Genomic DNA, 14,604 nt, shown 5'->3' with positions numbered 1-14,604 from the left:
GTTGTGCTGGCGACCATAGCAAGAGTGAACCACCTGATCCCTTCCCGAACTCAGAAGTGAAACCTCTTAGCGCTGATGGTAGTGTGGGGTCTCCCATGTGAGAGTAAGTCATCGCCAGCTCATTATTTCTAAAAAGCCCTCTGCTCACGCAGGGGGCTTTTTTTTATGCTTGGGATTTAAGAAAATTAAGTCAAATTATATTAATTTACAAATTGGCTGATTACTGTTTAATAAAAATAAGTAGTTAATAACGTTTAAAAAATTATATAAAAATGACGTTAAAGTTCATGAAATCATTATAGTTTTGTGTGTTTTTTTATCAAACTATGTTATAAAGGTTAAAACGGCATGAAAATTGCTTATAAAACGAGATTTTTATTAGGGGGTCATATGAAATTATCAGTGGGATTACGAATTGCCAACTCGCTGTCATTAACTCCACAGTTACAACAAGCAATCCGCTTATTACAATTATCCAGTTTGGAACTAGAGCAAGAAATCCAGCTACAACTTGATAGTAATCCTTTGTTAGAAAAAGTTGAAGAGCAAATCAGTGTTGAAAGTCTTTCAACTGTTGATGCGAGTCAAAAGGATTTAACCAATGAACTCAATGCAGACCATCTTCCGGACGATCTACCTGTAGATACCGACTGGGATGATGTCTATACTCATCAACCGACAAGTCTGGGTGCAGCAGAGTTCGAAGAGCGCGAAGACAATCGTCAAAGCCAGCAAAGCCTACAAGAATATATGCTCGAGCAGATTAATCTGCTGCACTTTTCTCGCATTGATCAACTGATTGCATACTGCATTATTGATTCTCTAGATGAAAAGGGTTTTCTAGATGCAGAAATTTCCGAAATTACTGCATCAGTACAGCATCTTTTATCTTCCATGGATTATGAGGAAGAAATCGAAGAGGATGAAGTACTCGTTGTTCTCAAGCATATTCAACGTCTTGATCCGATAGGAGTGGGTTCTAGAAATCTCGCTGAGTGTTTATTGATTCAGCTGGATAGCCTGCCAGTTAATACCCCTTGTCGTAATGATGCGGTCAAATTGCTGCAACATTATGAGTTGCTGATTACCAATGAATTACCAAAACTCATTAAACAAACTGGCTTAAATCAGGAACAATTGCGCTGTGCCGTTGATTTACTGAAAACTCTTAAGCCATATCCGGGACTGGAGTTTGAAAGTAAGGAATCTGATTATCAGATCCCGGATGTCGTGGTAATGAAAAAGAATGACTGCTGGCAGGTGACGTTGAATCCTGATGTGATGCCAAAGTTAAGACTAAATTCTTTTTATACCAATATGATTCGTCGTGCTGATCAAAGTGAAGATAATCAATACCTGCGTAATCAGATGCTGGAAGCGAAAAACTTTATTAAAAGCATCGATGAACGTCATAAAACTTTATTAAAAGTAGCCACCTGTATTGTTGAACATCAGAAAAGCTTTTTAGAGATTGGTCCTGAAGGTATGAGGCCTCTGGTTTTACGTGATATTGCTGAAGAAGTCGAATTACATGAATCAACCGTATCCCGTGTAACGACTAACAAATATATGCTAACTCCTCGTGGTTTATTTGAACTGAAATACTTCTTCTCGAGTCATGTGGGGACGACTTCTGGTGGTGAGGCTTCATCTACTGCAATCCGTGCCAAAATTAAGAAAATGATTGCTGAAGAAAATGCACGTAAGCCTTTATCTGACAATGCAATTGCCAATCTTTTGAAAGAAGAGGGGATTGATGTAGCACGACGTACTGTCGCGAAATATCGTGAATCGTTACATATTCCTTCCTCTTCTGAGCGAAAAGTCTTGATCTAGTTTTTGAAATTTGATTATTCTAGAGATTCATTATGACATTGTAATGAATCTTTTTTTCTTTTGAGAAATGGTAAAAATGATCTGAATAAATGCTTTAAATCACGATTTTGCTTGAGCAAGTTATTGTATTCTTTTCATTTTTAACTGTGACTCTTCTGATCCTAATGAAGGTGAGGGATAGAACTATGCAAATAACAATTCGTGGACATCATTTATCAATTACGCCAGCGATTGAAGAAAATATAAAAACGAAATTTTCACAGATGACCAAACATCTGGATCAGGTGAACAGCATGCAGGTTAAGCTTTCCAAAGATCATCAGATTGATAAGCGCTCAAAAAGAGGCAGTAGTAACCATATCGCAGAAGCGATTGTCCGTTTACCGGGTATTGAGTTTTTTGCCCATGCCAATGCTGATGACATGTATACCTCGATTAAAATTTTGACGGAAAAATTAAAAAAACAGATTGACCGATATCGCGAAATGCAGCTGAATCATAAGAGTTTAGCCATTTAAGCGACCAAATGGGGAAAAAGAGGTTTTTAGAAGCCTCTTTTTTTATATATATAATGTATGTGACTAATGAATTATTTTTTACATTTATAGTAAAATGACTCGTTTTACACCCTTAGTCCTATAAGAGGTCTTGTGATGAATAATGAACAGCTCGCTGAAATTTTAAAAGCCGCTTTTCCTGAGGCGGATGTTGCTGTGAGTGGTCAGGGCGGAAAATTCGATCTCCGTATTGTGGATGATCAGTTTGAAGGTAAACGTCCGGTTGCACGTCAACAAGCTGTTTATGCTCCTCTCAATTCCCATATTGCCAGTGGTGCAGTGCATGCTGTGACCATTCGTGCATTGACCAAAGAAGAATGGCGTAAAGCAAGCTTATTTGGAGCTTAATCAATTAATGGATAAATTCTTAATTCAGGGCGGTATTAAGCTCGACGGTGAAGTGCGTATTTCTGGTGCAAAAAATGCAGCGCTTCCATTATTAGCAGCAATGATTCTTGCTGATACGCCAATCACACTTAAAAATGTTCCAAATCTAAAAGATGTAAATACCTTGGTAAAGCTGATCGCAGGTCTCGGGATCACGATTAGTTATGAAGGCGATACAGTTATTGCAGATACCTCTACCTTAGATAACCAGTTTGCCCCTTATGAACTCGTAAAAACCATGCGTGCTTCTATTTTGGTGCTTGGTCCTCTATTGGCGCGCTACGGTAGTGCAAAAGTATCTTTACCAGGTGGATGTGCGATTGGTTCCCGTCCAGTCGATCAGCATTTGAAAGCACTAGAAGCTTTGGGTGCTGAGATTGAAGTTGAAGCAGGCTATGTCCATGCCAAAGTTGATGGCCGTCTGAAAGGCGGTGAAGTCGTATTTGATATGGTGACTGTAGGGGGTACTGAAAATATTTTGATGGCTGCAGTATTGGCGGATGGTGTGACCACGATTCGCAATGCGGCGCGTGAACCTGAAATTACCGATCTTGCTCAAATGCTGATTAAGATGGGTGCGAAAATTGAAGGCCTGGATACCGATACGCTAGTGGTTACTGGTGTACAAAGCCTGCATGGCTGTGAATATGCAGTAGTGGCCGACCGTATTGAAACCGGTTCTTACTTGGCTGCTGCAGCCATTACTGGTGGTCGTGTTAAAACCACACATACAGATCCGGCTTTAATGGAAGCTGTACTAGACAAATTTGAAGAAATGGGTGCAGAAGTTACTCGTGGTGATGACTGGATTGAACTGGATATGATGGGTAAACGTCCGAAAGCGGTGAGCTTCCGTACCCTGCCACATCCAGATTTCCCAACAGATATGCAAGCCCAGTTGATGGCAGTCAATGCTATTGGTCGTGGATTTGCTACAATTTCTGAAACGATTTTTGAAAACCGTTTTATGCATGTGCCTGAATTGGCCCGTATGGGAGCTAATATTCAGGTCGAAGGTAATGATGCTGTCGTAACGGGTGTAGAAAAACTTTCTGCAGCCCCTGTGATGGCAACAGATTTACGTGCTTCATTCTCTTTAGTTCTTGCAGCACTTGCAGCCGAAGGAGAAACATTGATTGACCGTATTTATCATATTGACCGCGGTTATGAAGATGTCGAAGCAAAGTTAAAAGGTTTAGGTGCCCAAATTAAGCGAGTAAGTTAATGAGTGATATGAGAAACGATGATCCAAACTTTGACGTAATGGGCAATTTTGATCATGGTTTAACGTTAGCATTAAGCAAGGGCCGTATCTTAAAAGAAACTTTACCGCTGCTTGAAACAGCAGGGATTAACCTGCTGGAAGATCCGGATAAATCACGTAAGCTGATTTTTCCGACTACGCATAAACAGGTGCGTATCCTGATTTTACGTGCTTCTGATGTGCCGACTTATGTTGAAAATGGTGCGGCAGATATCGGTGTGGCAGGTAAAGATGTGTTGATGGAACATGGCGCGCAAAATGTCTATGAACCATTAGATCTGAAAATTGCCAACTGCAAATTGATGACAGCAGGTAAAGTCGGCATGGAGCGTCCGAAAGGCCGTTTAAAAATTGCGACTAAATATGTGAATCTGACCCGTCAATACTACGCAAGCCTCGGTGAACAGGTTGATGTGATCAAGCTTTATGGTTCAATGGAACTTGCACCATTGGTGGGTTTAGGTGATTACATTGTTGACGTGGTTGATACAGGCAATACACTGCGTGCCAATGGTCTTGAACCACTTGAAGAAATCTGCAAAGTCTCTTCACGTCTGATTGTGAACAAAGCCAGCTTTAAACGTAAGCAAGCATTGCTGAATCCGATTCTTGCTCAGCTTGAGCAAGCAGTGGAAGCACGCGAACAGGCGAAAAAAGCTTAAATTTAAGCTTTATCAAAGACCGTCCACTTTGGGCGGTTTTTTTATTGCTGATTATAAATATAAGAAGCTCAATGCTTTCATCAATTTTATCAAAAGCTATTTCCAATAAAACTCATAGCACAAGTCTGTTCTAGCTACCGACAAAGTCTTTGAAAACAGGTAAACTAAAGCCTTCGAATTCAAACCTTATGGGTAAATTGATGCGACGTTTATCGACACAAGATCAAAACTTCAAGCAGGCGTTTGCTGACTTGTTGGCTTTTGAAACCGTGAATGATCCTGAACTTTTAAAAACTGTAGACCAAATTATTGCTGACGTACGTCAGCATGGTGATGCTCATGTTCTTAAATTGACTCAGCAGTTCGATCGACATCCAGCGCATCAATTCTCAGATTTAGAACTGACTCAAGAGCAACTTAAAGCAGCTTTCGAAGGCTTGACGACTGAAGTGCGTGAAGCTTTAGAATTGGCTGCAAACCGCATTCGCGAATTCCATCAGGCACAAAAACAGGATGGTTGGACGTATGTCGACGCTCTAGGTAATACCTTGGGTCAGAAAGTGACGCCATTGGATCGCGTAGGGATCTATGTTCCAGGTGGCTTGGCTTCATATCCATCTTCAGTATTAATGAATGCTGTTCCTGCACATGTGGCAGGTGTGGGTGAAATTGTTATGGTGGTGCCTGCACCTAATGGTGAATTGAATCCATTGGTATTGGCAGCTGCCTATCTGGCTGGCGTACACCGTGTATTTACCATTGGTGGCGCACAAGCGGTTGCTGCATTGGCCTATGGTACAGAAACCATTCCACGTGTCGATAAAATCACTGGTCCAGGGAACCGTTTTGTGGCTGCGGCAAAACGTGCCGTATTTGGTCAGGTCGGTATCGACATGATTGCTGGTCCTTCAGAAATTCTGGTCTATGCAGAAAGGCAGAATAATGCCAAATGGTTAGCGATGGATTTGTTATCTCAAGCTGAGCATGACACTGTTGCTCAAGCTGTATTTATTACGCCTGATGAACAGCTTCTCAATGAAGTAGAACAAGCAATTGAAGAACATTTGCTAGCTCTACCAAAAGCAGAAATTGCGCGCACTTCAATTGCCAATCGTGGTGCATTAGTGCTTGTGAAAGATCGTGCTGAAGGTATTGAGCTAATTAACCAAGTAGCACCTGAACATTTAATGCTATGTTTGGATGAAGCTCAAGAAATGGCTGAAGAGATCCGCCATGCCGGTGCGATCTTCATGGGACGTTATACGCCTGAAGCGATTGGTGACTATTGTGCAGGTCCAAACCATGTATTACCCACATCTGGTACAGCACGTTTCTCATCGCCATTGGGTGTGTATGATTTCCAGAAACGTTCAAGCCTGATTATGTGTTCTGAAGATGGTGTGAAAACCCTTGCGAAAACTGCAGATGTTCTGGCACAGCAGGAAAATCTGGATGCGCATGCACGCTCAGCACGTTATCGCTATCAGTAATTAAATACTTATATTGAATAAAAGATATTTCTCTCCCTTCGGGAGAGGTTAGGTAAGGGGAATTATTTAACCTCTCCCTAACCTTCTCCGAAAAGGAGAGGGAATTTGAGAATAGAAAATGTCGAATATCACCATAGAGCAAATGCGTTTTTGGAGCCCTGAAGTCCGTGAGCTAGAGCCTTACGTTCCAGGCGAACAGCCCAAAATTCAAAACCTTTTAAAATTAAATACCAATGAAAATCCGTATCCACCATCACCGAAAGTCGTGGAAGCGGTGCAAAAAGTTTTAGCCAATGGCGCAGATGTTTTACGCCTTTATCCAGATCCCGATGCATCTGAATTGAAACATGCCATAGCTAAACAACAAAATGTGGCTGCTGAAAATGTCTTTGTCGGTAACGGTTCTGATGAAGTTCTAGCACATATCTTTAAAGCCTTTTTTATTCAGGAACAGCCACTGCTTTATCCAGATATTACCTATAGCTTCTATCCAGTTTATAGCCAGTTCTTTGGTGTCAAAACCAAAATCTTGCCGCTCAATGAAAATTTTGAAATTGTGGTAGATGATTATAAACAGCCAAATGGCGGCATTATCATCACTAATCCGAATGCGCCAACCAGTATTGCGCTTAGTTTGTCTGCCATTGAAGAAATTCTGCAGGCGAATCCTGATTCAGTGGTCGTCATTGATGAAGCCTATGTAGATTTTGGTGCTGAATCAGCAGTGAGTTTGATTGATAAATACGAGAATCTAGTAGTCTGTCAGACGACTTCAAAATCCCGCTCTTTAGCAGGCCTACGTGTTGGTTTCGCGATTGCGCAACCGCATCTGATTGCGGCGCTTGAAGCGGTAAAAAACAGCTTTAACTCTTATCCAATGGATCGTTTTGCGATTGCGGCTGCAGTGGCTTCATTCGAAGATCAGGAATACTTTGAAGCACAAAATGCTAAAGTGATTGCCAGTCGTGAAAAACTGGTTAATCAGTTGAATGAGCTCGGTTTCAAAGTCTTGCCATCAAGTGCGAACTTTATTTTTGCTTCACTACCATCAAAAGATGCAGGTGAGTTAGCAGCTGAATTACGGGAACGCGGCATTATCGTACGTTACTTTAATAAACCTCGTATCAATCAATTCTTACGTATTACCATTGGTACAGATGAGCAAAATCAGCGTTTAGTAGACACGTTGAAAAATGATATTTTAGCTTAATTAAATCCACCCTAACCCTCCTTTGATAAAGGAGGGAACCTTTTTCTTTTTAAAGAGAGAGAATCCCCCTCTTTGTTAAAGAGGGGGTAGGGGAGATTCAAGACTCTATGGAGCCGCTTTTTATTTATTCGGGTTTATACCAGGTATTGAGTAAATCCAGCATGGCCTCGACTTTATCAAAACACTCCTGATATTCTGCATCACAGTCAGAAGAAATCGTAATTCCGCCACCAGCCCAAAGTGAAACCTCATCTTGATATTTCTGAATCGAGCGAATCAGAATATTCCAGCTTCCTGTTCCATCAAAATTAAAATAACCTAATGAACCACAATACGCTCCACGTGGAGCACCTTCTAACTCTTCAATAATTTGCATGGCGCGAATCTTTGGTGCACCGGTAATTGATCCACCTGGAAGTGCATACAGCAATACATCAAAAGGATGCACACCTTCTTTTAAAGTCGCTTCGACTTCGCTAACCATATGATGTACCTGATTAAATGATTCAATATTGAATAGTTTAGGTGTCTTGACTGAACCTGTTTCTGCATAAACACTGAGGTCATTGCGTAATAAATCTACAATCATGACATTTTCAGCCTGATCCTTCTTTGAGTCTTTTAAGCGTTGTTTGGATTGTTCATCAAGCACCGGATCGGCAAAACGTGGCATGGTACCTTTAATCGGTTTGGTGACAATTTTTCGATGTGCTTCAAAATCAATAAACAGTTCAGGTGAACAGCTCAATAATTCAAAATCACCAATACGAAGATAGCCCGCATATGGCGCATTGGTTAATGTCCAGAAAGCATGTGCAGTTTCTAATAATGAACCTTCAGCCAGTGCTGTAAATTCCTGGGTCAAGTTAATCTGGTAACAATCACCGGCTAGAATATAATCCTGAATATCCTGGAATGTCTGTGCATAGCGAGATTTGTCCCAACGTGGGCTGCAAAGGGTTTTTAATTGAAACTTAGGCGCTATGGAGGCTTGATTTAATAGATTTTGAAGATGATTGAAAATATCTGCTGCTTGCGGATCATGACTATAAAATACCCATTGATCAGCTTCGAACTTGATATAAGAATCAAATTGACCGATAAATAAGCCAGGTTGAGCTCGCTCCGGGTATTGAGTGTGCTGTCGAGCAGCATAATCATAGCCAATAAACCCAACATAACCCCCATAAAATTCATTCGCTTGAATATCTGGAGTTTGCTCAAGCTCTAAGATGAGTTCAGCTATATCAGCCTGATATTGCTCGATATCTACTCTCTTAAATGACTGAATTTGTTCATCCTGCACCATAAAATATTTCTGTGCACAGCAGGCAATAAAAGGTTGCCCATTATTATTTAAATATATCAGGTGATCTAAGGGGCTTAATGCATGCAATAGATCTTTAAGCTGAAGAGATGCAAAACTTAAAGGACAATGGTAAGGAGCTTCGTTCATTCAGTAGCGCATATTCCGATATGACCCGGTATTTTATATCAAGAATAGGAAAAAATATTTCTAAATCATCAAATACCGTTTGTCGGTAAGCTCAATATTGCGACCAACGACAGTTGATCAAAATATGACTCGACGTTAAGTTAAGTGGGCGAGCAAAATTACTCAAGGAAAGATGCTTTGCGTTGTCAGAAAATAAAAAACACAACGTCGGCACTGAGTGATTCACAACCAAAAAAATAGTACTCTTGGGAGAGTAAACAATGAAAAAATTCACAAAATTGGCTTTAGCTGCTTCAGTTGCTTTTAGTGCAAACGCAATGGCGATGCAATCACTGGACGATGCATCTCTAAGCGCGACTACAGGTCAGGACGGTTTGAAAATCGGTATCGGTATTTCAAAAATTGAAATTGAAAAACTATTTATCCATGATAATGATGGTTTAGCTGAAGATTCTACTGCAACAGCGGGTGTTATTGAAATTTATAATAATGATGGAGTTGTTCTTCGCCCTGGAGAGGCTGCTAATGGTATTGTGGGTGGTACTGGTGAAGCAGGTGCAATCTATATCAAAGCAAATGGTAAGGGTAGAACAGCAGCTAATGGTATCGTGATTGGTGCAAACTACGATGACAATGGTGCGTATTTACTAGCTTCACGTAACCTTGCAGATTTAACCATTGACTCAGATGCTGGTGCTGGTAACCCGTTCATCAACATTGCCGCTGAAGTATCTGGTTTGGATATTAACATCGGTGAAATTGGGGTTGTGGGATCAGCTTCATCTCTTACAGATTATGAAAGTGGTTTAGCTTCAGCTACTAGTATTCGCCGTGGTGGTGCTGGTAAGGAAAATGCGATTTTATCTGGCCTATCATTTAAAACAGGTCCAATGTCTGCCAATATTCAATTAGGTGCTGCTCCACAGGGTGCAATGATTAAGTTGAATGCAACAATGACTGGCGGCTTAACAATTACAGATTTGGGTATTTTCGATAATTCAACGACTGGTGGACAAGTTGCTGCAGGTGTAAACACCTCAGGCCCAGGTGAAATCTTCATTGAAAGCATTAAGTTGACAGATGCTAACTCTAAAGATTTGACATTGAACCAAAGCATCAGTGTATTTGGCGAATCAAGTGCAAACGATGGTTTCATTCGTATTGTGAGTACAAGTGGTGCACATGATAACTATGTGAAAGGTATTCACCTAGGTAGCCAAAATGCAGCATCAATTGGTGATATGGAAATCCAAGGTCTGCAAACTTACTTTAGCCCGGGAACTGGCCAATATGCAAAAGGTGCAATTATTACCATTTCTGGTCACTAATTCTTACCTTAAAAAAAGCGCGTGTTTACACGCGCTTTTTTTATGACTACAACATCTATCTAAAAAAATAAAAAAAGACTGTATTTTTTTGAAAAAGAAGGTGTCTTTCTAGTTACAGGGAAGTAGAGTGAAGACTCTATAAAAAGAAAAATTAGGCACATCATGCCAATGATAAGAAAAGTAAAAGAATATGTTAGAGATTGCATTGGGCTCGGCATTGATGTATTACGCTGCCAAAGAAGCTCTGGATATTAAAAAACAGCCACCGGGCGCTGTTCACTATACTGAAGTTCTTGATTCAAGAAATGATTCTTTCGTACGTATGCACCGCGAACATGTGGAAGTCAAACCTGCACTGTTAGACCAGTTTCAGGGAATTGTGCGTCAGGCTTATGATTATAGTTGTGGTTCAGCAGCACTTACGACTTTATTAAATGGCTATGTAGGTACTCGGCTGGATGAGCAGCAAGTCATGAATGGCCTAATGAAATTTGGTGAAACGGATAAAATCATCGAACGTCGTAGCTTTTCCCTTCTTGATATGAAGCGTTTTGTTGCTGCCTTAGGTCTGGAAAGTGGCGGCTATCGCGGAGAATTTGAAGATCTGGTTAAACAGGGGCAACCCGCCATTGTTCCTATTTCCTATGCAGGATTTAAACATTTTGTCGTGTACAAAGCTTATAAAAATGGACGGGTGTATGTTGCCGATCCAGCACTGGGTAATATCAGTTTTGATGAACAGCGATTTAAGGAAGTTTGGGAAAACAATACTTTATATTTAATTAATGTCCCTGAACAATATCGAAAAAACTTTTTGGCATTAAAAGATTCGGATATGCGTCATGTCGAAGATGCAACCATTAACCGTTATGCTTTAGTTGATATGCAGTATCCACAGTTCTATATGGATAAAATTGCCGATAAAGCATCGACTATCCGTATGGATCGTAACCGTAATGTAGATTCAGAAAAATTTGGGGAATATCAATATAATTTTCTCAGACTTTATTACAAGAATAAATAAAACGAAAAGATGGCTATAGAAAAATTAAAAATGGTGAAATGGATATGAACAGTAAATGGATGAACAAGACATTCTTGGCGCTCAGCATTCAGATGGTCATGGGAGTGGCATGGGCTGCGGATGAGCCTGAACTGGGTGAGTATGAAACGGTTGAGGAAGAAGTAGTCGAGACTGCCGCATCCGTTGATATTCAGCCTGCACCAGCAGCAACTCAAGCTGTAGAAGAACCTGAACTTGGGGGGTATGAAACAGTTCAGGAGGAAGCTGTAGCAGAGCCTGAACTGGATATGAAACAGTTCAGGAAGAAGCTGTTGTTGAAACAGCTGCACCTGTTGAAGCTCCAGCCGCTCAAGCAGTAGATGCATCTCAAGCCTTACAGAAAAAAGAAGGAGATGCTACTCAGGAAGCAAGTCTAGAAGAAGTATTTACTTCAAATGAGCGTCAATACTCACTTATTAAACAAGGCGAAATTTCATCCTATTACGATATTGATTATACCTATTATCGAGATACACAACTCGATATGGAAATGGCACAGGGCCAGTTGTATCAGCTCCGTGTTCAGGAAAATGCAACACATAGCCTGACCAATACTTTCACTTTTCAGTACGGGGTGAAAGATAACCTGACCTTAACAGCTTCCTTACCTTTGGTGGCTAAAACAGATTTATTAAAAGATACCTCTACAGCAGGATTAGGAGATATTAGTCTAGGCGCACGTTGGGAGCCATTTCCTTTAAAAGCAGGTCGTTTACTACTTATTTTATTTGCTAATTTGTCGACGAAAACAGGTGATAGCCCATATGAAATTAATGCAGCAAAAGATCTGGCTGCAGGTAAAGGGTATTACTCAGCAGGTGTAGGGGCGAGTACACGTAAATATATTGACCCGGTGGTGCTGTTTGCCTCAGTTTCTGCAAATTATGGGTTTAAGGAATCTGGCTTAGATCAGCGTCGCGGTACAAGAATTATTGAAGAGTTTGAACCAGGGATTAGTGGTGGTTTTGCTTTCGGTTTCGCTTATTCATTTAACTATGACGTTTCCATGACCATGTCTTATCAGCAAAGCTTTAATACTGGTGCAGAATTTAAGTATCACACGGGTGAAAGCTATTCAGCCGCTGATCAGACTAGCTCGACTTTTGCGATTTCTTTAGAAGTGCGTGTATCCCCAGAAACCATTGTAAATGGTACGGTCGGATTAGGGCTGACCGAAGATGCACCAGATGTTTCACTGGGACTTTCATTCCCACTTGATATTTTAGGTTTCGGTAAGAAATTCAGTTAATAGGGGTGTCGTATGAAAAACATTCGACTTAGCCCGTTATTAACAGGAATTATTCTTGCGGGCTGTTCAAGTTATACCTTTGCACAATTAGGGACCAACCTTTCTGTTGACCTGCGTGCATTGTCTATGGGGAACGCAGTTACTGCAGATCCGCCAGGAGTGAATGCAATTCACTTTAACCCGGCTGCATTGGCTAAAATTGAAGGCTTACAAACCGAACAGCAAATTATTGTTGCGAACTTTAATATTCAGCGTGAATTTACGGTTCCTGCTGGATATAACGTTTTTGGTTATTCAGATGATCCAATGGTCTGTAATGATGGACCTGAAGTGTCTTCTGATTTATGTACAGATTTTAAGGGCCCAGTGAAGGGTGATGTAGAGTATGTCAGTCTCTACGTACCAATTTTGAAAAAAATGGTGGATTTGGGTGAAGGCCTCCCGATGGCAGCACCTACCATGGGGGTCTCTTATAAACCACCAGGTTCTAAAGCAACTTATGCAACTGCCGTTTATGCACCACTAGTGGCAGGTTTTGGTCATGAGGATGGTAATCCGGCCAATTTTATGGGACAACAGGTTGCTTTAGAGCGGATTACATATTTATCTCCATCAATTGGTTATGAAGTCAACGACCAGCTTTCGATTGGTGCTTCAATCGGGATGTCTTATCAAGCCATTGCCATGAAAACAGATTTACGTTTTCCCAATGAGCTGATTGGCATGTTACGTATGATTGATGAAGTCGTATGTACACCATTTAAAGAAAATTCTGACATTATTACTGATATCTTGTTGCTCGGGATCTGTAATGCTGATGAAGGGATGAACCCATTTGGTAAATTTGGCCAAATGCAACTTTCATTAGAACAAAATTTAAGTCCAAGCTATAACCTGGGTGTTCTATGGGAGCCAACTGAAGATTTCAGTTTTGGTATGGTTTACCAGAGTGCTGCCAAAATGCGCTTAAAAGGTAAATATCATATCGATAATGCCAAAGCACCACAGGAAATGATTAAAGGTCTGATGACCTCTCCAACTGGCCAGATTTTAGCTGCAATTCTTGGTTTTCCAAATTATATCCCTTCAAGTGAATCGGGTCTGGTTTCCATGGATTTCGAATACCCAGCTCACTTTCAGGCGGGGATCAAATATAAGGTAATGCCAGATCTACAAGTCAATTTTGATATTGGCTGGACAGATTATGCTGCTTGGGACCAATTCAAGTTTGAGTTCGACCGTACCCTGTCTGCTTTGAAGATTGCCAAACTGTTATCTGCCAATGTAACGGATTCTTCACTTGCATTACCGCTTAGGTTTGAGTCGCCATGGAACTTCGGGATCGGAGTAGAGTATTCAGCAACTGACCGACTGAAACTTCGTGCTGGCTATGAACCACGTACCAGTGCCATTCCAAAAGATAAACGCAATACTATGGTACCGATTAATGGTGCACAGCTATTTGGTTTAGGAGTGGGCTACCGTTTTGACGCAGATACGGATCTGGATCTATCTATTGGTTTCTTACGCAGTAAAGATAATATTCCAGCAAATACCAGTAGCCTAGCGAACCAGACCGGGGTAAATAACCTGTTACTGAATCCATATGCAGGCTTGAATGTCAAAACAGATACCAAGATCACAATTTTAGGTTTGAACTATCGCACCCGTTGGTAAGGAAGAAATGATCAGAACAGGGAACTTAGGGATAAAAATGGTACTGGCATTAAGTCTGGTACCATGGTCTTTTTATACAAATGCCAGAGAGTTTATTACGATCATTGGGCCCGATGGGCGACCATTAGTTGTGCCACGTCAAAATAATGAGCAGAAAGAAACAACAAAAAACCAAGCGGCCACTACTCCGAAAAAATTGACTACGCCCGTTACATCTACTGCACAGGATCTGAAAAAATCCGAGCCAAAGGCGGTGGAAAAAAGTGTGACAATAGGTGAGCAAAAAAATAATATGGTTGTACAACCAGTACAACCAGTACAACCAGTACAACCAGTACAACCAGTACAACCAGTACAACCAGTACAACCAGTACAACCAGTACAACCAGTACAACCAGTACAACCAGTACAACCAGTACAACCAG

General features: G+C 40.9%; 12 protein-coding genes, 1 rRNA gene and 1 pseudogene. 12 read left to right on the top strand and 2 right to left on the bottom strand.

Going from position 1 to position 14,604, the window contains the following annotated elements; translation table 11 throughout:
* Positions 1 to 5: 5 nt before the first annotated feature.
* The 8 genes from rrf to hisC all read left to right on the top strand — a co-directional run bounded on the left by rrf (position 6) and on the right by hisC (position 7,406).
* Positions 6 to 120: ribosomal RNA gene (gene rrf, locus ACEWB7_RS15420) — 5S ribosomal RNA — on the top strand.
* A 270-nt stretch (positions 121 to 390) separates the two neighbouring features.
* Entirely contained in the window at positions 391 to 1,836 is a 1,446-nt protein-coding gene (locus ACEWB7_RS15415; protein ID WP_411580951.1) for an RNA polymerase factor sigma-54, read from the top strand.
* Between the two features lie 185 nt (positions 1,837 to 2,021).
* Positions 2,022 to 2,354, top strand: coding sequence for a ribosome hibernation-promoting factor, HPF/YfiA family (hpf, locus tag ACEWB7_RS15410; protein ID WP_411580950.1), 333 nt, complete (start codon positions 2,022 to 2,024; stop codon positions 2,352 to 2,354).
* Between the two features lie 135 nt (positions 2,355 to 2,489).
* Positions 2,490 to 2,741 carry a BolA family iron metabolism protein IbaG gene (gene ibaG, locus ACEWB7_RS15405; RefSeq protein ID WP_004783413.1) on the top strand — a complete coding sequence of 84 codons (252 nt, stop codon included), beginning with the start codon at positions 2,490 to 2,492 and terminating at the stop codon, positions 2,739 to 2,741.
* Between the two features lie 7 nt (positions 2,742 to 2,748).
* On the top strand, positions 2,749 to 4,005 hold the full coding sequence (gene murA / locus ACEWB7_RS15400) for a UDP-N-acetylglucosamine 1-carboxyvinyltransferase (RefSeq protein ID WP_411580949.1): 1,257 nt from the start codon (positions 2,749 to 2,751) through the stop codon (positions 4,003 to 4,005).
* On the top strand, positions 4,005 to 4,706 hold the full coding sequence (gene hisG / locus ACEWB7_RS15395) for an ATP phosphoribosyltransferase (RefSeq protein ID WP_005234128.1): 702 nt from the start codon (positions 4,005 to 4,007) through the stop codon (positions 4,704 to 4,706). The genes murA and hisG overlap by 1 nt, the downstream gene beginning before the upstream one ends.
* Positions 4,707 to 4,894: 188 nt before the next feature.
* The gene (hisD, locus tag ACEWB7_RS15390) at positions 4,895 to 6,196 is read left to right on the top strand and encodes a histidinol dehydrogenase (protein ID WP_208462758.1); all 1,302 of its coding nucleotides are present in this window, start codon (positions 4,895 to 4,897) and stop codon (positions 6,194 to 6,196) included.
* A 118-nt stretch (positions 6,197 to 6,314) separates the two neighbouring features.
* A complete protein-coding gene (gene hisC / locus ACEWB7_RS15385; protein WP_180047903.1) occupies positions 6,315 to 7,406 on the top strand; it encodes a histidinol-phosphate transaminase in 1,092 nt (363 codons plus the stop codon).
* A gap of 124 nt (positions 7,407 to 7,530) precedes the next feature.
* Here the strand turns inward: hisC and ACEWB7_RS15380 are convergent, their stop codons facing one another.
* Positions 7,531 to 8,862 (bottom strand): anthranilate synthase component I family protein, encoded by a 1,332-nt coding sequence (locus ACEWB7_RS15380; protein ID WP_262738865.1) that lies wholly within the window; start codon positions 8,860 to 8,862, stop codon positions 7,531 to 7,533.
* A gap of 260 nt (positions 8,863 to 9,122) precedes the next feature.
* Between ACEWB7_RS15380 and ACEWB7_RS15375 the strand changes: the two genes are divergently transcribed.
* The 4 genes and pseudogenes from ACEWB7_RS15375 (at position 9,123) to ACEWB7_RS15360 (ending at position 14,179) form a co-directional block, all read left to right on the top strand.
* Positions 9,123 to 10,190: a DUF6160 family protein gene (locus ACEWB7_RS15375; protein WP_262738864.1), complete on the top strand. Its 1,068-nt coding sequence runs from the start codon at positions 9,123 to 9,125 to the stop codon at positions 10,188 to 10,190.
* Positions 10,191 to 10,380: 190 nt separating this feature from the next.
* Positions 10,381 to 11,214: a C39 family peptidase gene (locus ACEWB7_RS15370; protein ID WP_005234137.1), complete on the top strand. Its 834-nt coding sequence runs from the start codon at positions 10,381 to 10,383 to the stop codon at positions 11,212 to 11,214.
* Between the two features lie 38 nt (positions 11,215 to 11,252).
* Positions 11,253 to 12,502 (top strand): annotated as a pseudogene (locus ACEWB7_RS15365) (hypothetical protein).
* Between the two features lie 12 nt (positions 12,503 to 12,514).
* Entirely contained in the window at positions 12,515 to 14,179 is a 1,665-nt protein-coding gene (locus ACEWB7_RS15360) for an OmpP1/FadL family transporter (RefSeq protein ID WP_262738863.1), read from the top strand.
* Positions 14,180 to 14,394: 215 nt separating this feature from the next.
* Here ACEWB7_RS15360 and ACEWB7_RS15355 read toward each other — a convergent pair.
* The coding region (locus ACEWB7_RS15355; RefSeq protein WP_411580948.1) for a hypothetical protein at positions 14,395 to 14,604 on the bottom strand (210 nt) is incomplete at its 5' end.

Source organism: Acinetobacter sp. NIOH-H-8, assembly GCF_046635365.1.
In the GTDB taxonomy this organism is placed as follows: Bacteria; Pseudomonadota; Gammaproteobacteria; order Pseudomonadales; family Moraxellaceae; genus Acinetobacter.
This window is presented reverse-complemented; position numbering and strand designations above follow the sequence as displayed.